Source organism: Clostridium cuniculi, from assembly GCF_004353185.1.
Taxonomy (GTDB): Bacteria; Bacillota; Clostridia; order Clostridiales; family Clostridiaceae; genus Clostridium; species Clostridium cuniculi.
In genome coordinates, this window is sequence record NZ_SMUS01000050.1 from 1 (window position 1) to 22607 (window position 22607).

19 protein-coding genes and 1 other annotated feature are annotated in these 22607 nt (G+C 27.6%); of the genes, 18 read left to right on the forward strand and 1 reads right to left on the reverse strand.

The features are described from left to right. Positions 1–998, forward strand: a 998-nt coding sequence (locus EJJ37_RS17775) for a transglutaminase-like domain-containing protein (RefSeq protein WP_133016826.1), incomplete at its 5' end; no start/stop codon positions are given. Positions 999–1011: 13 nt separating this feature from the next. Here the strand turns inward: EJJ37_RS17775 and EJJ37_RS17780 are convergent. After that, complete coding sequence (locus EJJ37_RS17780; protein ID WP_133016827.1) at positions 1012–1368, reverse strand: tetratricopeptide repeat protein; 357 nt, start codon at positions 1366–1368, stop codon at positions 1012–1014. 161 nt (positions 1369–1529) lie between these two features. On the opposite strand from EJJ37_RS17780, the gene EJJ37_RS17785 reads away from it, so the two are divergent. The 17 genes from EJJ37_RS17785 to EJJ37_RS17855 all read left to right on the forward strand — a co-directional run bounded on the left by EJJ37_RS17785 (position 1530) and on the right by EJJ37_RS17855 (position 22256). Then, a complete protein-coding gene (locus EJJ37_RS17785; RefSeq protein ID WP_133016828.1) occupies positions 1530–5819 on the forward strand; it encodes a 2-hydroxyacyl-CoA dehydratase in 4290 nt (1429 codons plus the stop codon). Between the two features lie 131 nt (positions 5820–5950). Further along, positions 5951–6901 (forward strand): carbohydrate kinase family protein, encoded by a 951-nt coding sequence (locus EJJ37_RS17790; protein WP_133016829.1) that lies wholly within the window; start codon positions 5951–5953, stop codon positions 6899–6901. Between the two features lie 163 nt (positions 6902–7064). Beyond that, positions 7065–9389, forward strand: coding sequence for a carbamoyltransferase HypF (gene hypF / locus EJJ37_RS17795; RefSeq protein ID WP_133016830.1), 2325 nt, complete (start codon positions 7065–7067; stop codon positions 9387–9389). Beyond that, positions 9361–9621 (forward strand): HypC/HybG/HupF family hydrogenase formation chaperone, encoded by a 261-nt coding sequence (locus EJJ37_RS17800; RefSeq protein ID WP_133016831.1) that lies wholly within the window; start codon positions 9361–9363, stop codon positions 9619–9621. Before hypF ends, EJJ37_RS17800 begins: the two co-directional genes overlap by 29 nt. Next, entirely contained in the window at positions 9593–10672 is a 1080-nt protein-coding gene (hypD, locus tag EJJ37_RS17805) for a hydrogenase formation protein HypD (RefSeq protein ID WP_133016832.1), read from the forward strand. The genes EJJ37_RS17800 and hypD overlap by 29 nt, the downstream gene beginning before the upstream one ends. A 27-nt stretch (positions 10673–10699) precedes the next feature. Further along, the gene (gene hypE, locus EJJ37_RS17810) at positions 10700–11707 is read left to right on the forward strand and encodes a hydrogenase expression/formation protein HypE (RefSeq protein WP_133016833.1); all 1008 of its coding nucleotides are present in this window, start codon (positions 10700–10702) and stop codon (positions 11705–11707) included. A gap of 110 nt (positions 11708–11817) precedes the next feature. Continuing rightward, positions 11818–12291, forward strand: coding sequence for a hypothetical protein (locus EJJ37_RS17815; RefSeq protein WP_133016834.1), 474 nt, complete (start codon positions 11818–11820; stop codon positions 12289–12291). A gap of 339 nt (positions 12292–12630) precedes the next feature. After that, positions 12631–12762, forward strand: coding sequence for a CPC_1213 family protein (locus EJJ37_RS21055; RefSeq protein ID WP_264319213.1), 132 nt, complete (start codon positions 12631–12633; stop codon positions 12760–12762). A 16-nt stretch (positions 12763–12778) separates the two neighbouring features. Further along, positions 12779–13039 (forward strand): hypothetical protein, encoded by a 261-nt coding sequence (locus EJJ37_RS17820; protein WP_133016835.1) that lies wholly within the window; start codon positions 12779–12781, stop codon positions 13037–13039. A 17-nt stretch (positions 13040–13056) separates the two neighbouring features. Further along, positions 13057–13227, forward strand: a complete 171-nt coding sequence (locus EJJ37_RS20450) for a hypothetical protein (protein ID WP_166484824.1) — start codon at positions 13057–13059, stop codon at positions 13225–13227. Between the two features lie 188 nt (positions 13228–13415). Continuing rightward, on the forward strand, positions 13416–14567 hold the full coding sequence (locus EJJ37_RS17825) for a double-cubane-cluster-containing anaerobic reductase (protein ID WP_133016836.1): 1152 nt from the start codon (positions 13416–13418) through the stop codon (positions 14565–14567). A 9-nt stretch (positions 14568–14576) separates the two neighbouring features. Further along, on the forward strand, positions 14577–15332 hold the full coding sequence (locus EJJ37_RS17830; RefSeq protein WP_133016837.1) for an acyl-CoA dehydratase activase: 756 nt from the start codon (positions 14577–14579) through the stop codon (positions 15330–15332). Positions 15333–15578: 246 nt separating this feature from the next. Further along, positions 15579–15878: an ATP-dependent Clp protease adaptor ClpS gene (locus tag EJJ37_RS17835; RefSeq protein WP_133016838.1), complete on the forward strand. Its 300-nt coding sequence runs from the start codon at positions 15579–15581 to the stop codon at positions 15876–15878. Positions 15879–15881: 3 nt separating this feature from the next. Next, positions 15882–18155, forward strand: a complete 2274-nt coding sequence (gene clpA, locus EJJ37_RS17840) for an ATP-dependent Clp protease ATP-binding subunit ClpA (RefSeq protein ID WP_133016839.1) — start codon at positions 15882–15884, stop codon at positions 18153–18155. 84 nt (positions 18156–18239) lie between these two features. Further along, positions 18240–18680 carry a hypothetical protein gene (locus EJJ37_RS17845; protein WP_133016840.1) on the forward strand — a complete coding sequence of 147 codons (441 nt, stop codon included), beginning with the start codon at positions 18240–18242 and terminating at the stop codon, positions 18678–18680. 83 nt (positions 18681–18763) lie between these two features. After that, positions 18764–18993 (forward strand) — a binding site (T-box leader). Positions 18994–19211: 218 nt separating this feature from the next. After that, positions 19212–21854, forward strand: a complete 2643-nt coding sequence (locus tag EJJ37_RS17850; RefSeq protein WP_133016841.1) for a valine--tRNA ligase — start codon at positions 19212–19214, stop codon at positions 21852–21854. A 174-nt stretch (positions 21855–22028) separates the two neighbouring features. Then, entirely contained in the window at positions 22029–22256 is a 228-nt protein-coding gene (locus EJJ37_RS17855) for a DUF3892 domain-containing protein (RefSeq protein WP_133016842.1), read from the forward strand. Positions 22257–22607 lie beyond the last annotated feature (351 nt).

Genomic DNA, 22607 nt, shown 5'->3' on the forward strand with positions numbered 1-22607 from the left:
GTAGTGTCAAAAATACACTTAAAAGACGAACGGTAAGTTTTTCATTAGAAAGGGTTCTTTATTACTTTTCTATATTGATAAGTATTTTGTTAATAGTTTTAAAAATAGATTTAATACTGGAAAGTATTACAAGAATAACTACGGTAAATTTTAATTTAAGTGGAGTATATAATGATATCTGTAAAATTGCATTACTTGTAGTTTTATTCTTTTTGATTCAAGTTATTTTATATAAGGTTTTAAAGTCAATTTTAATTCCTGTGTTTTTTAATATAAATAGACAAAATAGTATTCTCTTAGTTGGATTATCATCTATTTTAGGAGCTATAAAGAGCATTATATTTTTATCAATTATTTTTGTAGGGATAATTACCTATAATAATACAATAGGAATCTATAATACATTAGACATCTTTAATGAAAATAAAATATATACTGAATTATCAGATATATTAGAAAGAAAGACTGGTGAACTTACAGAAGAAATAGTTGAGAATTTTCTTCCAACTAGTAATATAATAATATATTATAATGGAGTAACATTAGAAGAGGGTGTTCTGTCTAATAATGAAATTGATGCTATGGCAAGAGAGTTAACTGAAAATGCTACTACAGATATGGATAAAGCACGAATATTGTATTCATGGATAGGTAGTAATTTGAAGTATGATTATGATAGAGCAGAAAAAGCATTGAATAATGAAAAAGTAGAGGATAGTGGAGCCATAACAGCCTTTAAAAAAAGAAGTGGAATTTGTTTTGATTATTCATGTCTTTATGTAGCTATGGCAAGAGCAGTAAACTTAAATGTTAGATTGTTAACAGGAAATGCATATGATGGTTCTCAGTATGGACCTCATGCATGGAATGAAGTATATATAAGTGAAATAGAAGAATGGATACCGGTTGATACTACATTCTATATGGCTGGTAATTATTTTAATAATGATGATTTTTATGAGGACCATATTATTGATAGTATTGCAGGAGAATGGTAAAAGAAAAGCGCTTTTATAGCGCTTTTTTATTTTTAGACATTATTAAATTTATTGCTTTTTCACAATCTTTATCTGAAGCATCTAGAGCCCATGCTCTATTAAAGTAAATTAACGCTTTATTAGTATTTTCTAGCATTGCATAGCAATATGCTAAATTGAAATAGTATTTACTTTCTTTTTGTATGCATAATGCTTTTTTTAACATATCAATAGCGGAATTAAAATCTTTAAGTTTTATATAACATACACCAGCGTTATAATAAGCACAACTTTCATTTTCACCAGCTTCAATTGACTCTATGTAATTTGCAATTGCTTTGGAATAATCTTTATTATTATAATATTTATTTCCTTCATTAAAGTAGCTCATAATACCCTCCTAAGTATTTACTCCGATATTTTAATTATTGTCTATAAAATATAATATTATTCATAAAAAAGTAATATGTTAGTTGAATTACAGATTTAGTAAAGAAGTTAAAAATGTGGTATAATTGTTTTGTATAATAAAATTTGGGAAGAGTGGTAAAAATGAAATATTTTAAATTAGGAATAGACGTAGGTTCAACAACAATAAAAGTCGTAGTTTTAAATTATTATAATAAAGTAATATATAGTGATTACAAAAGACACTTTTCAGATATAAAAACGACATTAAAAGAATCATTAAAACAGTGTATTGAAGAACTAGGTAATGTTAATTTAAAGGTAACAGTTACAGGATCAGGAGGGATTGCAGCAGCAGAATGGTTAAAGGCTGATTTTCAACAAGAAGTTATATCATGTACAAGAGCCGTTGAGGAGTTTCTACATAAAACTGATGTTGTAATTGAACTTGGTGGTGAGGATGCCAAAATAACATACTTAAAAGATGGTGTAGATCAAAGAATGAATGGAACTTGTGCAGGTGGTACAGGTGCATTTATTGATCAAATGGCAATATTATTAAATACAGATGCAAAAGGATTAAATGAATTATCTAAGGATGCAACTATTATTTACCCAATAGCATCAAGATGTGGTGTATTTGCAAAAACAGATGTACAACCACTTATTAATGAAGGAGCAAAGAGAAGTGATATTGCAGCTTCTATTTTTCAAGCTGTTGTAAATCAAACTATAAGTGGACTAGCTTGTGGAAAACCAATCCGTGGAAATGTAGCTTTTTTAGGAGGGCCATTACACTTCCTTGATGGATTAACAAAAAGATTTATAGAAACTTTGAATTTAAAAGAAGGAGAGTATATTATACCTAAAAATTCAGAGTTATATGTTGCTATTGGGGCAGCAATACTATCAGAAAATAAAGAAACTATAACCTTAGCTAAGTTAATAGATAATTTAGATAAAGTTAATTATAAAGAGATAACAAAGAATAATTTATTACCATTATTTAATGATGAAGAAGAATATTTAGAATTTTTAAATAGACATTCAGCTAATAGCGCTAAAAGAGGTGAAATATCTAATTATTCAGGAAATATATTTATAGGAATAGATGCTGGTTCTACAACTACTAAATTGGCAGTAATAGGTGAAGATAATGAATTATTATATTCTAGTTACAACAATAATGAGGGTAGTCCATTAAATAAAACAATTGACATATTAAAAGATTTATATAAAAAACTTAACAAGAATATAACTATAGCAAAGGCTACAGTAACTGGGTATGGAGAAGGATTAATAAAAGCTGCTTTAGGAGTAGATATAGGAGAAATAGAAACAGTTTGTCATTTTAAAGGTGCAAAATCATTTATGCCTAATGTAGATTTTATTTTAGATATTGGCGGACAAGATATGAAAGCTTTGATGATCAAGGATGGTGTAATAAATAATATATTATTAAATGAGGCTTGCTCATCAGGATGCGGTTCATTTATAGAAGGATTTAGTAAGTCATTAAATATTTCAATAGATGAATTTGCAAAGCTTTCAGTTAAAGCTAAAAATCCAGTTGACTTAGGATCTAGATGTACAGTATTCATGAACTCTAAAGTAAAGCAAGTTCAAAAAGAAGGGGCAAGTGTTGGAGATATTTCAGCTGGCCTATGTTATTCAGTTATAAAAAATGCACTATATAAAGTTATAAAAATTAGAAATTTTGATGAATTGGGTAAGAATATAATTGTACAGGGTGGAACATTCTATAATGATGGTGTGTTAAGAAGCTTTGAAAAGTTAACAGGAGCTAATGTTATAAGGCCTGATATAGCAGGATTAATGGGAGCTTATGGAGCTGCATTAATAAGTAAGGAAAGTTATAAAAAAGGCCAAGTATCCACTTTAATAAGTGAGGATAAGTTAGAAAAATTTGAGTTTAAAACTAGTTGTTCTAGATGTGGAGGATGTGGAAATAATTGCTTATTAACTATTAATAAATTTGATAATGGTGAAAGATATATTACTGGAAATAGATGTGAAAGACCATTAGGTAATAGCGGTAAAAAATTAGAAGTTCCTAATTTATATAAATATAAGTTATCAAGAGTATTTAATTACAAACCATTATCAAAGGAAGAAGCAACAAGAGGTGAAATTGGTATACCAAGAGCTTTAAATATTTATGAGAATTATCCATTTTGGTTTACTCTTTTAACAGAACTAAAGTTCAGAGTTATAATTTCTCCAGTCTCAAGTAAGAAACTATTTAATTTAGGAATAGAGACAATACCATCGGAATCAGTGTGCTATCCAGCAAAGCTAAGTCATGGTCATATAATGTCATTGATAAATAGTGGAATAAAGACTATATTTTATCCTTCCATACCTTATGAATATAAAGAGGATAAGAAAGCAAATAATCATTATAATTGTCCTGTTGTTACATCTTATCCTGAAGTTATAAAGAATAATATAGATGAACTGAAAGTGAAAGGTATAAAGTATATTTCACCATTTCTATCTCTTGATAATAAGGAAAAGTTATATAAGAGAATTTATGATATATTTAAAGATTACAATATAACTATGAAAGAAGCTAAAAGAGCTGTAGATGCTGCATTTGATGAAAGAGAAAATGTAATAAATGATATAAGAAAAAAAGGTGAAGAAACATTAAAATATATTGAAGAAAATAATATGAAGGGAATAGTTTTAAGTGGAAGACCTTATCATATAGATGAAGAAATAAATCATGGTTTAACAGATATAATAACTTCATCTAATATGGCTGTATTTACTGAAGATAGTGTAGCACATTTAGGAGATTTGGAGAGACCTATTAGAGTTGTAGATCAGTGGATGTATCATACTAGACTTTATAGAGCAGCAGCTTTTGTTAAGGAGCGAAAAGATTTAGAATTAGTACAACTTACTTCTTTTGGATGTGGATTAGATGCTGTAACAAGTGATCAGGTTTCAGAGATATTAGCATCAAAAAGTAAGATGTATACATTAATAAAAATAGATGAGGGAAGTAATTTAGGAGCAGTAAGAATTAGAATTAGATCATTAAAAGCTGCCATGGAAGAAAGAGAAAAAAATAAAATAGAACTTAAGACTGTTGATAATAAATATAGTAAAGTTTTATTTACAAAAGAAATGAAAAAAGATTGGACAATTCTTGCACCGCAAATGTCTCCAATGCACTTTCAATTTATAGAAAAAGCTGCTAGGGAAGAAGGATACAATCTTGAGGTATTACCTGCAAATGATAAAGAAGCTATAGAAGAAGGAGTAAAGTATGTTAATAATGATGCATGTTATCCATCTATTTTAGTAATAGGACAAATGATAAATGCATTAAAGTCTGGAAAGTATGATCCTAAAAAAACTGCTGTAATAATAACGCAAACAGGTGGTGGATGTAGAGCAACTAATTATATAGGTTTTTTAAAGAAGGGATTAAGAGAAGCAGGTTTTGAGTATGTACCTATAATATCATTAAATGTAATTGGACTGGAAAAACAACCAGGGTTTAGTATAAGTTATTCTTTTATTAAAAAGCTTATTATGGGAATTATATATGGAGATTTATTTATGAGGGTACTTTATAGAGTAAGACCTTACGAAAAAATTCCAGGATCTGCAAATGAGTTATATGAATTTTGGAGAGACAAGGCACTTGAAAATGTTTCTAATGGAAATAAAAAGGAAATGAATAAAAATATAAAAAATATAATAGAAGCATTTGATAAATTAGAAATAAATGATATTAAAAAACCTAAAGTTGGAATTGTTGGAGAAATACTTGTTAAATATCACCCAACGGCAAATAATAATATTGTTGATATTTTAGAGAGTGAAGGAGCAGAGGTTGTAGTTCCTGAATTATTAGATTTCTTTTTATATTGTTGTTATAACTCTGAATTTAAAAGTAAATATCTATCTAAAAGCAAATTTGTTAAAACAGCATGTAATATAGCTATTACTTATATTGAAGCATTTAGAAAAGTTGTAATAACTGAATTACAAAAAAGTGAAAGATTTGGGTATCCAACTTCAATAAGTCATCTTGCTGAAAAGGCATCAAAAGTAGTTTCATTAGGCAATCAAACTGGTGAAGGTTGGTTGTTAACTGGAGAAATGATTGAATTAATTGAAAGTGATGTAAATAACATAGTATGCCTTCAGCCATTTGCATGTTTGCCTAACCATGTTACAGGAAAAGGTATGATAAAAGCATTAAAAGCTAAGTATCCTTTTGCAAATATTATAGCAATAGATTATGACCCAGGAGCATCAGAGGTTAATCAATTAAATAGAATTAAATTAATGATGTCAGTTGCATTTAAAAATATGAATGTAACACAAACAGAATATAAATCTAATAAAGAAATAAAAATAGATATGAACAATTTGACAACTAACAATATGTAGAATAAAAATCATTAAAAATAAAGAGAAATAAAAAAAACGACATTTTTTAATTTTTCTCTTTATTTTTTTACGTGTCTTTACTATAATGTATTTATGTTTTAATATGTTAAATTTGTAGCAGGAGAGATAGTATGAATGATAATAATCCATATATATTAGTTTTAGGGGCATCAATAGTTGATATTTTTGGCTTTTGTGGAAGAAGTTATGCACAAAGAGATTCAATTCCAGGGCATATAAAAATATCTTTTGGGGGCGTTTGTAGAAATATTGCTGAAAATCTAGCGAGAGTTGGAGTAAATACACAGTTTATTTCTACTTTAGGAGACGATGAAAATGGTAAGAGTATTTTAGAACACTCTAGAAAACTTGGGTATAATATGGAGAATTCTCTTTTTTTAGAAGGGGAAAGCACTCCTACATATCTAGCAATATTAAACCATCAAGGTGAGATGGAATCTGCAGTTGTTGATATGGAAAGTTTAAATAAGATGGATGAAGCATTTGTAGATGGAAAACATGAAGTTTTTGAAAATGCTGAATATACAATTGTTGATTCAGATAATCCAATTTTATTAGAGTACATATTAAAAAAATACCAAGGGAAGAGTAAATTTATCTTAGATCCTGTATCTGCAAAGAAAGCAAAAAAAATTCGTCATTTAGTGAAATATTTCCATACTATAAAGCCAAATAGATTTGAAACAGAAGCGTTATGTGGCTTTAAAATCGAAACTAATGATGATTTAAGAAAAGCAGGTAGATTTTTTATAGAACAAGGTGTAAAAAATGTATTTATTAGTTTAGATGCAGATGGAATATATTATATAACTAGCGAAGGTGAAGAGGGAACATTAGCTTGTTGTGAGCCAATAGATGTAAAAAATGTGACTGGAGCTGGAGATTCATTTGTAGCTGGAATAGGATATGGATATATGAATAACTTAACTATTAAAGATACACTTAAGTATTCAGTTGCCATGTCAATAATAACAATTACTCATGAGGAAACAATAAATCCAAAGATGAGTCATGAATTAGTTGAAGACTTAGTTAATAGGACAAAGTGGAGAGAAAACTAGAAATATAATAGGACTTATTAGATATCATTAAATGTTTAAAAACTAATATGATATTTGATAAGTCTTATTTTTTTATATACAATTACCTTAAAATGTAAAAAATGATATAATTATTTTATACCTATAATTGGAAATTGAGATAAAGTATTAGAGGGTAAAAGATATGAATGAAAATAGAAAGTTTATTGAGGTAAAAGGTATAGTTCAAGGTGTTGGTTTTAGACCATTTGTTTATAATTTAGCAAAATTAAATAATTTAGCTGGTTGGGTAAATAATACAAATCAAGGTGTAATAATAGATATTGAAGGTAATGAAAATTCTATTAATAAATTTATAGATGAGTTAAAGAATAATCCACCAGCTTTATCAAAAATTAATTCAATTAATATAATTGATAAAGAAGTTATAAATTATAAGAATTTTTTTATAAAAGAAAGCAATTCAGATTTAAGACCAACAACATATATTTCACCAGATTATTCAATATGTTCACAATGTAAGAAGGAAATAATTGATAAAGATGATAGAAGATATAGATATCCTTTTACTAATTGTACAAATTGTGGACCGAGATTTTCAATAATAAAGTCATTACCTTATGATAGAATTTCTACTACGATGAATGATTTTGAAATGTGCGATAAATGTAAAGAAGAATATATGAATCCATCTAATAGACGATTTCATGCACAACCAAATGCATGTCCTGAATGTGGACCAAGAGTATATATTACAGATAAAAATAATAAGGAAATAAAGGTTACTGATCCTTTCAATGAAGTAATAAGGTTATTAAAACAAGGAAATATATTTGCTATTAAAGGAATTGGTGGTTTTAATTTAGTTTGCAATAGCAAAAGTAAAGAAACAATCCAAAGATTAAGAGAAAGAAAACATAGACCTAATAAACCATTAGCAGTAATGATAAAGGATATAGAAACTGTAAAAAAGTATTGTATTTTAAGTAAATATGAAGAAGAGCTATTAAAAAGTAATAAAAGACCTATTGTACTTTTAGATAAAAAAGATAAATATGTCTTGGCAGAAAATTTATCACCTAATAATAAAAAGATAGGAGTCATGTTACCATATACACCATTACATTATTTGCTATTTGATGATGAATTAGATAGTTTGGTTATGACCAGTGCTAATATTAGTGGAGAGCCTATTATATATAAAAATGATGATGCAGTTAAAAGATTAAATAATATTGTTGACTATTTTTTTATGCACAATAGAGACATTTATATGAGAGTTGATGATTCAGTAAGTAAGATAGTTTTAGATGAAGAGAGAATTATTAGAGCAGGAAGAGGATATTCACCATATACATTAAATATAAATACAGTTTCAGAAATATTGGCATTGGGTTGTGAGCTTAAAAATACAATTTCTTTAAGTAATAAAAATGATATTTTTATCAGTCAATATATAGGCGATTTAAAGAATGTTGAAACAATAAATTTCTTAGAAAAGATAATAGAACATTTTAGTAAATTATATAATGTTATTCCAAGTGTTTTAGTATATGATAAGCATCCAGATTTTGAATATAAAAAAATTAAGTTAGAAAAAATTTTAAATATAAGTGGTGAGATTAAAGTAATAGAGACGCAACATCATCATAGTCATATTGTAAGTTGTATGGCAGAAAATAATATAAGTACAGATGTCATTGGAATTGCATTTGATGGAACTGGATATGGTGAAGATAAAAGTATATGGGGAGGAGAGTTTTTCATATGTAATAAGAGAGAGTTTGAAAGAGTTGGACATTTAGATGAGTTTTATTTACCAGGTGGAGATAAAGCAGTTAAAGAACCATGGAGAATAGGTGTTTCATTAATTTATAAAGCCTTTAAAGGAGAAGCTAAGGAATTTATACCTAAATATTTACAAGATAAAGAATATAACATAATTAGAACTATGATTGATAGAAAAATAAACTCACCAAAGACATCTAGTATGGGGAGATTATTTGATGGTATTTCTGCTATATTAGGCTTTACTGATGAAATTACATTTGAAGGAGAAGCAGCTATTACTCTTGAAAATATAAGTGATGAAAAAAATGATGAAATTTATGAATTTGAAATTAAAAAATATGAAGGGAAATTAATTTTATATTTTAATAATATTATAAAAGGTATTATTTCTGATATTGATAATAAAGTTAATAATGGCATTATAGCAAGAAAGTTTCACAATACTATAATAAAAAGTACTATTGAAATGGTTTTATATATTAGAGAAGAGACAAATATAAATACTGTAGTAGTTAGTGGAGGGGTTTTTCAAAATGAAATACTATTTAAAGGCGTTGTTAAAGGGTTAGAGGAATATAAATTTAATGTAGTGACACATAAAATAATTCCTTGTAATGATAGTGGAGTAAGTTTAGGACAGTTAATAATTGCAAATGAATTAATAAAAGAAGAATTAAGGGAGGAAAGCCATGTGTATAGCAGTTCCAGCAAGAATTGAGGAGATATTAAAAGATGATGCCATTGTAAATTATAATGGAGTTAAAGTAAAAGTGAATACAATGTTTATTGAAAATCCTAAGATAGGAGAATTTGTATTGGTTCATGCAGGATGTGCAATTCAAAAAATTGATGAAAATTATGCAAAGGAAACTTTAGATATATTTAAGGAATTAAGTGATGCTATAGAGGAGTGTAACTTTAATGGACGTATTAAAAGAGTTGAAAAATAATACTATATCTAAAAATTTATTAAAGAAAATAAATGATAAAACTAAATTTAAAATTTCTATAATGGAGGTTTGTGGGACTCATACTAATGTAATATTAAAAAGTGGATTAAAGGATGTTTTAAATGATAATATTAAGCTTATAAATGGGCCAGGCTGTCCAGTTTGTGTAACACCACAGGGATATGTAGATACTGCTATAGAATTAGCTAAAAGAAGTGATGTAATAATAACTACATTTGGTGATTTAATTAGAGTTCCAGGAAGTGAGAGTAACTTAGCTAAAGAAAAGGCTAAGGGAAGAGATATAAGAGTGGTATACTCACCTTTAGATAGTATAAAAATAGCAAAGGAAAATAGTGATAAAGAGGTTATATTTTTATCCATTGGATTTGAGACTACTGCACCTATAATAGCTCTTAGTATAAAGTTAGCAAAAGATCAGGGGATAAAAAATTATTCAATATTAAATAGTTTAAAGACAATGCCAAATGCTATGAAAGCTTTAGTTTTAAATCCGGATGTTAAGATAGATGCATTCTTATGTCCAGGCAATGTTGCAACTATAATAGGAGAAAGACCTTTTGTAGAAATATCAAATAAGCACAAAATTCCGATGGTAATTAGTGGATTTGAGGTAAATGATATTTTAGCATCTATATATATGTTAATAGACATGAAAGAAAATAACCAATATGGACTAGTAAATTTATATAGTAGATTAGTAAAAGAAGAAGGAAATAAAGAAGCTAATAATTTACTAGATAATGTATTTACCTCAGCTGAAAGTGCATGGAGAGGGTTAGGAAAAGTTAATAATTCAGGGTTAAAATTAAAAGGTGAATATATAGATTTTGATGTGTTATATAAATTTAATATTAGTATTAAAGAAAGTGATGAAAATAATAGATGTTCTTGTGGTGATGTATTAATGGGAATTAAAGATCCAACTGAATGTAAACTATTTGGAAGTGTATGTACTCCATTAAATCCTATTGGTGCATGTATGGTATCTGAAGAGGGAGCTTGTTCAGCATTTTATAAATATAGATAAATTATAGAAATATAAGAGGTGATTTATATGGAGATAATAACTTTATCACATGGTAGTGGAGGTAAGGCAACTAATAAATTAATAGATAATCTTTTTTATAAATATTTTAATAATGAATTCTTATTACAAAAGAATGATTCAAGTGTTTTACCAGTTATAAATGGGAAAATAGCTATGTCTACAGATTCATTTGTAATAAATCCTATATTTTTTGAAGGTGGAGATATAGGGAAATTAGCAGTTTGTGGTACTATAAATGATATATGTATGAGTGGAGCAAAACCTTTATATATATCGGTTGGATTTATAATAGAAGAAGGATTACCTATTAGTGAACTTGAAAAAGTTGTACAATCTATTGCTAAAACGGCTAATGAAGCTGGGGTTGAAATTGTTACTGGTGATACAAAGGTAGTTGAAAAGGGGAGTTGTGATAAAATTTATATTAACACTACTGGAATAGGTATAATTGAAGAGAATAGAGCTTATTTAGGTGGAGATAAAGTAAAAAATGGTGATAAAATAATAATAAGTGGAACATTAGGTGACCATGGTATGTGTATTATGAATAAAAGAGAAAATTTAGGCTTTGAAAGTAGTATTAAAAGTGATTGTTGTTTATTAAATAAATTAATTGAAGATATATTATCTGCTAGTAATAATGTGAAAGTTTTAAGAGATCCTACTAGAGGAGGGTTAGCAACTACTTTAAATGAGATTATAGAACATAGTAATATTAGTATTGAAATAGAAGAAGAGTTTATTCCTGTAAAGCCTGAGGTAGACGCCATGTGTGAAATTTTAGGTCTTGATCCATTATTTATTGCTAATGAAGGGAAGGTAGTTGTAATAGTTGATAAAAATGATGCAGATAATGTGTTAAATATAATGAGACAAAATCCAGTAGGAAAGGATTCTGTTTTATTAGGAGAAGCAATAAAAGATGGTAAAAATAAGTTGTATTTAAAGACTAAAATTGGTGGAAGAAGAATAATAAATATGCCGGAAGGTGAAATATTAGTGAGAATATGTTGATAATTATCAATGAATAATCTAAGAACATATTAATTAGCAATTGAATAATATAAATATGTAGAGTACTTTAATAAGTACTCTAATTTTATACAAAAGAGTAGGTGCTTAGTATGGATATTGATATTTATCATATTTTATATGGAATAGAGCGTGGAAGATATAGATATATAGGTGAAGGTTCAGCAAGAAAGGTATACGATTTAGATAATGGATGTGTAATAAAAATTGCTAAAAATATCAAAGGTGTAGCACAAAATAAAGCTGAATTTTTAATTTCAGATAATGATAAATCTTCTTTACTTGCAAAAGTTTATTTTATATCCGATGATTATAGATATTTAATTATGAAAAAAGCTAATAATATTAAAAGTGAAAGAGAGCTATTAAATTATTTTAAAATCCAAAATAAAAAAGAATTAAGTAATAATAAATTTATTAGAGAAATTCATGATAGGCATAATTTAGTTTGGGCAGATTTATATAAGTTTACAAGTTGGGGAAAGATAAAAAATAGATTAGTATTAATTGATTACGGATATACAAAAAAAGTATATAATGAGTTTTACAAAAAAAAATCTGTATAAATGGAAGCCACAGTATAAAAATTATATTTATATACTGTGGTTTATTTTATAATAATTTGTGTTCTTATTTCAGCTTTAATACATGAATAAGAGCAGTTATAGTAGTTTTTTGGTACTTTGATATTATTATAATCTTCTAGTTTAATCATTAGTTAAATTAGCACATAGTACATAATATGATTATAAGTATAAATAGTTCTTAATAAGAGGAAGATATAAAATTTATACTTTTATTTAATATACTCGTAAATAAGTATAAGACTAAAAATAAGAACAAATGGAAAACATCTAATAGGATAATAGACAAGGATAAGGAAAGAATATTAATGAGGTGATATTATGGGAAACAAAATGAAAAAGACAAAACATCAACATAAAAATGTAAATCATAATCCACAAGTAGAAAGTGTAAAAGCGTGTTTTGGAGAGCCAAAAGCAAAAACATATGATCCAACTGACTTTAAAATTTAAATAAGGTAGTGAGTATATGGATAAATATGATTATGTATTTAGATGGCTAAAAAATGCATCAAAAGCAGAACGTCATATTGATGAAATGGAGTACTTTGCAAAAAAACATCCTATGATTTTTATGAAATTTCATAAATTATCTGGCTCAATAGTAAAATGTGAAGAAAATGATCCTAAATATATTAAAGCTAAAGAAGAATTAAGTAAACTATTTGATGAAAATGCAGAAGAATTTAAAGTTGTATTTGATGCAGTTAAAAGTAAATTTAATTATTAGATTATGAGGTAAATAATATGGATAATAATAAAAATAGAATGAAAGATAGACCTAAGTCTAAAAATGAATTAAGAAAAATTGATCCAACTGGAAATTCAGAAGTTGGAATAGAAAATGGAGAGAAAATAGGTGCTCATGCTCATAATAAAAAGAGCTATAAGACATATGAATGGATGAACGATAAATAAAAAATAAAAACAGAAAAATAGAAACAAAGATTATACTATTAATTCTAAGTATGATCTTTGTTTTTATTTTTTTAAAAGATAATTTATAATGCAAGTTCTTTTTATAAAGAATTTGATATAAGCTAGTAATTAACTTTATAATAATTTATATAAGATAATGTTATAAATTGTATAAAAGGGGAATTATTATGAGATTGTTAAAAAATTTACCGGAAATATTTGATAACTTTTCTGAGGCGAGGAAAAATGGCTTTATATCAGCAAAGGAATTAAAGGATAAAAATATACCTTTAGTAGGTACTTTTTGTACATATATGCCACAAGAAATTGCAATGGCAGCTGGAGCTGTTGTAGTTTCTTTATGTTCTACATCAGATGAAACCATTGGAGAAGCTGAAAGGGATTTACCAAGAAATCTTTGTCCTTTAATAAAAAGTAGTTATGGGTTTGCAAAAACTGATAAATGTCCATATTTCTATTTTTCAGATATAATTGTAGGAGAAACTACTTGCGATGGTAAGAAAAAAATGTATGAATATTTAGGAGAATTTAAACCAGTTCACGTAATGCAACTTCCAAACTGCCAAAAAGGAGAGAAAAGCTTTGAGCTTTGGAAAAGTGAAATAGTAAGGTTAAAGGAAAAGTTAGAAGAGTTTTTTGAAGTTAAAATAAGTGAAGATAAAATAAGAGAAGCAATAATTTTAAAAAACAGGGAAAGACAAGGGTTAAAAGATTTTTATTCTTTAGGTAAGCTTAATCCACCTGCACTTTCAGGAACTGATATTTTAAAGGTTGTATATGGTGCAACATTTAAGTTTGATAAGGAAGAGTGTATAGAAGAGGTAAGAAGTATAACTGAAAAAGTAAAAAGGGAATATGAAGAAGGAAAGAGATTAGAGTCTAAACCTAGAATTTTAATAACTGGTTGTCCAATAGGTGGTGCAACAGAAAAAGTAGTAAAAGCTATAGAAGATAATGGGGCTTATGTGGTAGCTTTTGAAAATTGTACAGTTTCTAAAGCTAATGATCTTTTAGTAGATGAAAATAAGGATGTTTTTGATGCATTATCGGAAAAATATTTATCAATAGGGTGCTCTTGTATGTCTCCTAATCCTAATAGGTTAGAAAGTATAGGTAGAATTATAGAAGAGTATAAGATAGATGGTGTAGTTGATGTAATTTTACAAGCATGTCACACATATGCAGTAGAAACACTTTCTATAAAAAGATTTACTAATGATAAATTTAATATTCCTTATATGGCTATTGAAACTGATTATTCTCAATCAGATATAGCACAATTAAATACAAGAATGACAGCTTTTATTGAAATGCTTTAGGAGGAGAAAATGTATTCTATTGGAATAGACTCTGGTTCTACTACAACTAAAGGGATTTTATATAATGGACAAATAGTAAAAAAAGTTATTATGAAAACATCAGCAAGACCAAGGGAAAGTATCTTAACTATATATAATGAGCTATCAGAGGGTCTTAATGAAAAGCCTTATTTTGTAGTAACTGGATATGGAAGAGAATTAGTAGATTTTGCTGATAAAAAAATTACAGAGATTACTTGTCATGGAAAAGGAGCAAAGTATCTTTGTGATAATGTAAGAACTGTGATAGATATTGGTGGACAAGATAGTAAAGTAATAAAATTAGATAGAGATGGGAACTTAATTGATTTTCTAATGAATGATAAGTGTGCGGCAGGAACAGGAAGATTTTTAGAAGTAATGATAAATATATTAGATACAGAAATAAATTTTATAGACTCACTAACAGAGGGAGTAAATCCTTATCCAATATCTAGTATGTGTACTGTATTTGCTGAATCAGAAATTATAAGTTTAATTGCCAAAGAAGTTCCTGTAGAAGAGATTTTATCTGGCGTTTTATCATCAATAGCAAGAAGAACAGCAAATTTTGCTTCAAGATTAGTCATTGAAGAAGAGGTATTTTTTACAGGAGGACTTAGTAAAAGTTTAGAATTTAAGAAAAGATTAGAGAAATTTTTAGGAGTAAGTATTAAAACCTCTAATTTATCACAATATGCTGGTGCTATAGGTGCTGCAGTAATAGGATTTAATAAGATAAAATAGATAAATATATTTATATAAATTATTAAAAATTCAAATAGATATCTAGTATTAGTTAGTAATATTAGATATCTATTATTTTTATTATAGAGAATGATTGTACTATATTATGAAAATAATTATTCATGAACTACACAATTTACAATGAAAATATACTTTCAAAATATAACTTTAAAAGTATATAATATTTAGTTACAATATATACATAATAAATGATAGATTATTATAACAATTTATAGGAGAGTCAATATGGAAAACGGTATTTCTACAATAAGTAAAGAAAAAATAAAAGTAAAAAAACCTAAAGATTATAAGGTTGTTATGCATAATGATGATTTTACTACAATGGAGTTTGTAGTTAATATATTAATGACTGTTTTTAAAAAAGATATAAATACATCAAATAAAATAATGATGGATGTTCATAAAATAGGAAGAGGAATAGTTGGAGTTTATCCTTATGATATTGCAGCAACAAAAGTAGCAATTGCATTAGGGATGGCTAAAGAAGAAGGTTTCCCCTTTAATATAACTATTGAGGAGGCTTAATATATGGAAATAACAAGAGAAGTAAATAATATTTTAGTGGAAGCATATGAAGTTGCAAAGAAAAATAAACATGAACTAGTAACTGTAGAACATATATTATACGCAATTACATTTCAAGAGAGATTTATAGAGGTTATAGAAGAGTTAAAAGGGAATGTTGATGAATTAAGAAGTAATCTAATGGAATACTTAAATAATTATATAGATAAAGATGAAAATGGAAATATTCAAGAAAGCTATAACTTTCAACAAGTTATATTAAGAGCAAGTGAACAGGCAATTTATGCAAGTAACAATAATATTTCTATGGAGCATATTATTGCTGCTATTTATGAGTTGGATAATAGTTATGCTCAGTATTATTTATTAGAGCAGGGATTAGAAAAAAGAGATTTACTATATAAGCTTTGTCATGAAGGTTCAGAAAATGTTTATTATTTTAATGAAGAAGAATTAACTGATGAAGAATTAGATACTAATATAGTAGAGGAAGAGTTAAATAATAATTTAGAAAAAGAGGGAAGTAAAAAGCAATCTCTTATTAAAAAGTTTACTACTAATTTAAATGAATATGTGAAAAGTGAATTTACTGATCCACTTATAGGAAGAGATGATATATTAAATAGGACAATACAAATTCTTTGTAGAAGAACTAAAAACAATCCTATTCATGTAGGTGAGCCAGGAGTAGGAAAAACAGCTATAACTCTTGGCTTAGCAAGACTTATAAATGAGGGAAAAGTTCCTGAAAAGATAAAAAATGCAGAGATTTTCTCCTTAGATATTGGAGCTACTTTAGCTGGAACTAAGTATAGAGGAGATTTTGAAGAAAGAATAAAAAAGGTACTAAATGAAATTAATAATCATGAAAATCCTATAGTGTATATTGATGAAATACATACAATTGTAGGAGCAGGTTCAATTGGTGGTGGTTCTTTAGATACATCTAATCTTTTAAAGCCATATTTAATGGAAGGAAAGATAAAGTTTATAGGGGCTACAACTTTTGATGAATATAAGAAATATTTTGAGAAAGATAAAGCATTAACTAGAAGATTTCAAACCATAGAAGTCAAAGAAACTTCAGTGGAAGAAACAATTAAAATTATTCAAGGTCTAAAGAGTAATTATGAAAATTATCATAATGTAAAATATACTGATGAAGCAATTAAATTAGCTGTGGAATTAAGTAGTAAATATATAAATGATAGATTTTTACCAGATAAAGCAATAGATATTATTGACGAAGCTGGGTCGTATATTTCAATGAATAGAGAAGATTCTAATGAGAAGATAATTGATGAAAAAATAATTGAGGAAGTTATCTCAAAAGTATGTCATATACCAAAGAATACAGTTGAAAAAGATGAAATTTCATCTTTAAAAGAACTAGAAGATAATTTAGAAAAAAATATATTTGGACAAAATAAAGCAATTCATGAAGTTGTAAGATGTATTAAAATGTCTAGAGCTGGACTTAATGAAGAAAACAAGCCTATAAGCTCACTTTTATTTGTAGGGCCAACTGGAGTTGGTAAGACTCAACTTTCTAAAACTTTAGCAGAAAGCTTAGGTGTTAAGCTTATAAGATTTGATATGAGTGAATACGCAGAAAAGCATGCAGCTGCAAAGCTTATAGGAGCGCCACCTGGATATGTGGGATATGAAGAGGGTGGACTTTTAACTGATACAATTAGAAAAAATCCATATTGTGTTTTATTGTTAGATGAAGTTGAAAAGGCACATCCAGATATATTAAATGTTTTACTTCAAGTTATGGATTATGCTACTTTAAGTGATAATCAGGGAAGAAAAGCTGACTTTAGAAATGTAGTTTTAATTATGACTTCAAATGCTGGTGCAAAAAATATAGGAAAGAATATTATTGGTTTTGGAGAAAGAGTAATTAAAGGCGAAGCTATAATGGAAGAGGTTAAAAAATTCTTTAGTCCTGAATTTAGAAATAGGCTTGATAAGATAGTTGTATTTAACCATTTAAATAATGAAATGGCATTAGATATTGCGAGAAAAGAGCTTAATAAATTTAATGAGCAATTATTAAAGAAAAATGTTAAAGTGAATTTTGATGATAAGTGTATTGATTTTGTAGCTAATAAGGGAATTTCTCAGGAGTATGGAGCAAGAGAAATAATAAGAATTATAAATCAAGAGATTAAGCCAATGCTAGTTGATGAAATTTTATTTGGAAGCTTAAGTGATGGAGGAGAAATAACTTTAGATGTTAAAGATAATAAGTTTATTTATAAGTCTGTATAAATTTTATAGATAGTTATTAAATACCTTCATATGTTCTAATTAAAATTAATATAAATAATATAATTAAAATATATGGAGGTAGAAATGGATAACGTATTGAATATTGAGAAGTGTAAAATTTGTGGGGGATTAGTAAGAATAGAAGATAATGCTTATGGATGTAGCAAAATTTGTACTTGTTGTGGATATTACTATAATAGAGAAAAGTTAAATAGTGAAGATAAATGTAGTTGTAGCGAGTGTTCTGATAATGAAGATAATAAAACTGATGAGATAGAGTACTTAAATCCATGCGGGGCTTATAAATTAGTTACTTTAAGTGGAGTTGCTAAATCAGGAACATTAGGTGAAAACTTAAGTGAAGAACAAGTATTAAAGATGTTTAATTTTAATGACACTTCTAGATTAGATATGAATAAAACTTATATTAATTATAGAAATACAGAAACAAATGAATTTAAGATTATTTTTGGCAATGGTAAGCCTGAAAGTTATGATAGTTTTGTGGGAACTATAGAAAAATAGTAGGTATTAGAAATAATTTAAAATTTGCAACACATTTGTTGACAAAGAGATAAAAATATCATAATATAAGAACAAATAAATATTTAAAAACAGTGATAAAGAGGAGTAGGGAATAGGACGTATTAAGAGAGGAAGGTCTAGGCTGTAAGCCTTCTATATGAAATATCCTGAAGGTAGCTTTTGAGTTTCTTTGGTGAAATAGTAGTAATCAAAGACGGCGTTCTAGTCGTTATTAAAATAAGAGCCTATAACAAGTAAGTTATTAATTTACTTAGTAGGAATAAAGGTGGTACCGCGAGTCTTCGTCCTTTTTTAGGACTAAGGCTTTTTTTATGTCTAGAAAAATATGAAATTATGAATATATGGCAATAGACTTAAAAATAAAATTATGGATATTATAATTAAAGTAATGCTATTTGCTGTTAAAATTTATTGAATGAAATAGTAATTTAAATATTTATTTTAAATTTGTAAAGTGGTCTTAATATAAGAACTTTAAATATATAAAAAACTATTCAGGAGGTTTTATTGATGGAAGAAAAGAAAAATTTAGCCACAACGTATAATCCAAAAGAATTTGAAGAAAGAATTTATAAAACATGGGAAGAAAAAAAGTATTTCACTCCTGTTGTTGATAAGACTAAGAAGCCATTTTCAATTGTTATGCCACCACCAAATATAACTGGTAGACTTCACTTAGGTCATGCTCTTGATAATACACTTCAAGATATGCTTATAAGATTTAAGAGAATGCAAGGATACTGTACTTTATGGTTACCAGGACAAGACCATGCTTCTATAGCAACTGAAGTTAAAGTTGAAAATGAATTATTAAAGCAAGGCTTAGTTAAGAAAGAAATGGGAAGAGAAGCATTCCTAGAGAAAGTTTGGGAATGGTCTGATGAATATAGAGGTCACATAAGAGAGCAACTTAAAAAGATGGGTGTTTCTGCTGATTTCTCAAGAGAAGCTTTCACAATGGATGAAAATTTAAATAAGGCTGTAAGAACTGTATTCGTTAAGTTATATAACGAAGGACTTATATATCAAGGAAATAGAATAACAAACTGGTGTCCAAAATGTACAACAGCATTATCAGATGCAGAAATTGAATATGCAGAAAAAGAAGGCAGCTTCTGGCATATTAATTATCCATTAGCTGATGGTTCTGGATTCTTAGAAATAGCTACTACAAGACCAGAAACATTACTTGGGGATACTGCAGTTGCTGTTAATCCAAATGATGATAGATTTAAGCATTTAATTGGGAAAACATTAAAATTGCCTCTAACTGATAGAGAAATACCAGTTGTAGGTGATGATTATGTTGATATTGAATTTGGAACAGGGGCGGTTAAAATAACTCCAGCACACGATCCTAATGACTTTGAAGTTGGTAAGAGACATAACCTTCCAATTATAAGAGTGATGGATGATCACGGTGTGATTAATGAGTTAGGTGGAAAATACCAAGGTTTAGATAGATATGAAGCTAGAAAGCAAATGGTTAAGGATTTAGATGAACAAGGATTACTTGTTAAAGTTAAACCTCATACTCACAATGTTGGAACACATGATAGATGTGGAACTGTTGTTGAACCAATCGTTTCAAAACAATGGTATGTTAAGATGGAATCTTTAGCGAAGCCTGCTATAGATGTAGTTAGAAATGGAAAAACTAAGTTTGTTCCAGAAAGATTTGATAAAATATACTACAACTGGATGGAAAATATTCAAGATTGGTGTATTTCAAGACAATTATGGTGGGGACATAGAATACCTGTATTCTACTGTAATGACTGCAATCATATGATGGTTGAAGTTGAGGCACCATGCAAGTGTTCAAAATGTGGATCTGAAAACTTAAGACAAGATGAAGATGTACTTGATACTTGGTTCTCATCTGCATTATGGCCTTTCTCAACTTTAGGTTGGCCAGAAAAAACAGAAGACTTAGATTTCTTCTATCCAACTAATGTTTTAGTTACTGGATATGATATCATATTCTTCTGGGTTGCTAGAATGATATTCTCTGGAATACACAATATGAATGAAACTCCATTTGATACAGTATTAATCCACGGTATTATAAGAGATGCTGAAGGAAGAAAAATGAGTAAGTCTTTAGGAAATGGTGTTGATCCACTAGAAGTTATTGATGAATATGGTGCAGATGCATTAAGATTCATGCTTGTTACTGGTAACTCTCCTGGTAATGATATAAGATATATCCCAGAAAGAGTTGAAGCAGCAAGAAACTTTGCTAATAAGATGTGGAACGCATCAAGATTCGTTATGATGAACTTAGATAAAGAAGTAATGAATAAATATGCTGATTGCAAAGAATATAGCTTAGCTGATAGATGGATATTATCTCAAATGAATACTTTAGTTAAAGAAGTAACTGAAAACATGGAAAAATACGAGTTAGGTATTGCTCTTCAAAAGGTTTATGACTTTATGTGGACTGAATTCTGTGACTGGTATATAGAACTTGTTAAGCCAGTATTCTTCAGTGATGATGAAAAAGCTAAAGGAGTAGTTTATAACGTATTATATACTGTATTAACTACAGGATTAAAATTATTACATCCAGTAATGCCATTCATTACAGAAGAAATATACACTACTTTAACAGATGGAGAATCTATAACAATTTCTTCATGGCCAGAATATGCTGAAGATTTAGCGGATAGCAAGGCAGAAAAGGATATGGAATTTGTTATAGAGGCTATTAAAGGATTAAGAAATGTAAGAGCTGAAATGAATGTTCCACCATCAAGAAAAGCAAAAGTAATTTGCTATATTTCTGATGAAGCTAAAGATGCATTTAGTGCTGGTATTCCTTATATGGAAAAACTAGGTTCAGCTTCAGAAGTTGAATTTATAGCTGATAAGTCAGTAGTTCCTGAAAATGCAGTATCATTAGTAGTTAAGGGTGGAGAATTATTTATGCCACTTTTAGACTTAGTTGATAAGGATAAGGAACTTGAAAGATTAAATAAAGAAAAGAAGAAATTAGAAGGCGAAGTAACAAGAATAGAAAAGAAACTTTCTAATGCAGGATTTGTAGCTAAAGCTCCAGAAGCAGTAATAAATGGAGAAAAAGAAAAGTTAGTTAAATATCAAGAAATGCTTGATGCAGTATTAGTTAGAATAGACACTTTAAAATAGTTGCAAATTAATTATGGCAAGCGACAAATTATATTAATTTGTCGCTTGCTTTTTGTTAATTATAAAAAATTAGAGATTATTATAAATTTACTAAAGAATCCTATTTATAATTTATATTTTAATGGTGCATAAAAATATTTATTTTGTGAAAAATAGGATTAAGAGGTGAATAATATGAGTAATAAAATTGTAGAAACAATCAAAAACAGTAGTGGCGAAATTATGCAATATGTATTAGAAAATGGCACAACAGTAGATAAAGTACAAGGTGTTGAAATGGCTAAAAATGGTCAAATTGATGGTGTTATAATAGCTCATTCTAAAAAAGGTGAAGAGTATTTAAGAACTAAGCCAGATGGAACTGAGGGAAATAATTTATCTGCAATGGCTAAGGAAGATTAATATTAAATTAATAGGATTTTATTAAAAGAGAGCGGCTAACAAAGTTATTTATATTTTTGTTAGCTGTTTTTTTACTTATATATAATTAAGATATATTAAATATAATTTATAAATACAAGAACTAAAATTATTCTAAGTTAAATAATATTTTTTTAAAAATATGTTATAATTATATAAAATTATTAGTCCATTACTATTAAAATATAGTTTTTATAATTTACGAACTAGTAATAAAAATAAATACATATAAATTAATTTGTGAGGTAGTAAGAAATATGGGTAAAATATTGTTAAAAAATGAAGATATAAATTTAGATACAGCAAGTTCATCAGATTTTATTGCTATAATTT

What these genes read in the sequence shown, in the direction of transcription:
- EJJ37_RS17790 (WP_133016829.1), top strand. Translation starts at nt 5,951, where the DNA reads ATGAATGATAATAATCCATATATATTAGTTTTAGGGGCATCAATAGTT.
- EJJ37_RS21055 (WP_264319213.1), top strand. Translation starts at nt 12,631, where the DNA reads ATGGGAAACAAAATGAAAAAGACAAAACATCAACATAAAAATGTAAAT.
- hypD (WP_133016832.1), top strand. Translation starts at nt 9,593, where the DNA reads ATGGACGTATTAAAAGAGTTGAAAAATAATACTATATCTAAAAATTTA.
- EJJ37_RS17850 (WP_133016841.1), top strand. Translation starts at nt 19,212, where the DNA reads ATGGAAGAAAAGAAAAATTTAGCCACAACGTATAATCCAAAAGAATTT.
- EJJ37_RS17800 (WP_133016831.1), top strand. Translation starts at nt 9,361, where the DNA reads ATGTGTATAGCAGTTCCAGCAAGAATTGAGGAGATATTAAAAGATGAT.
- EJJ37_RS17780 (WP_133016827.1), bottom strand. Translation starts at nt 1,368, where the DNA reads ATGAGCTACTTTAATGAAGGAAATAAATATTATAATAATAAAGATTAT.
- EJJ37_RS17835 (WP_133016838.1), top strand. Translation starts at nt 15,579, where the DNA reads ATGGAAAACGGTATTTCTACAATAAGTAAAGAAAAAATAAAAGTAAAA.
- clpA (WP_133016839.1), top strand. Translation starts at nt 15,882, where the DNA reads ATGGAAATAACAAGAGAAGTAAATAATATTTTAGTGGAAGCATATGAA.
- EJJ37_RS17815 (WP_133016834.1), top strand. Translation starts at nt 11,818, where the DNA reads ATGGATATTGATATTTATCATATTTTATATGGAATAGAGCGTGGAAGA.
- EJJ37_RS20450 (WP_166484824.1), top strand. Translation starts at nt 13,057, where the DNA reads ATGGATAATAATAAAAATAGAATGAAAGATAGACCTAAGTCTAAAAAT.
- EJJ37_RS17820 (WP_133016835.1), top strand. Translation starts at nt 12,779, where the DNA reads ATGGATAAATATGATTATGTATTTAGATGGCTAAAAAATGCATCAAAA.
- EJJ37_RS17845 (WP_133016840.1), top strand. Translation starts at nt 18,240, where the DNA reads ATGGATAACGTATTGAATATTGAGAAGTGTAAAATTTGTGGGGGATTA.
- EJJ37_RS17830 (WP_133016837.1), top strand. Translation starts at nt 14,577, where the DNA reads ATGTATTCTATTGGAATAGACTCTGGTTCTACTACAACTAAAGGGATT.
- hypE (WP_133016833.1), top strand. Translation starts at nt 10,700, where the DNA reads ATGGAGATAATAACTTTATCACATGGTAGTGGAGGTAAGGCAACTAAT.
- EJJ37_RS17825 (WP_133016836.1), top strand. Translation starts at nt 13,416, where the DNA reads ATGAGATTGTTAAAAAATTTACCGGAAATATTTGATAACTTTTCTGAG.
- EJJ37_RS17785 (WP_133016828.1), top strand. Translation starts at nt 1,530, where the DNA reads ATGAAATATTTTAAATTAGGAATAGACGTAGGTTCAACAACAATAAAA.
- hypF (WP_133016830.1), top strand. Translation starts at nt 7,065, where the DNA reads ATGAATGAAAATAGAAAGTTTATTGAGGTAAAAGGTATAGTTCAAGGT.
- EJJ37_RS17855 (WP_133016842.1), top strand. Translation starts at nt 22,029, where the DNA reads ATGAGTAATAAAATTGTAGAAACAATCAAAAACAGTAGTGGCGAAATT.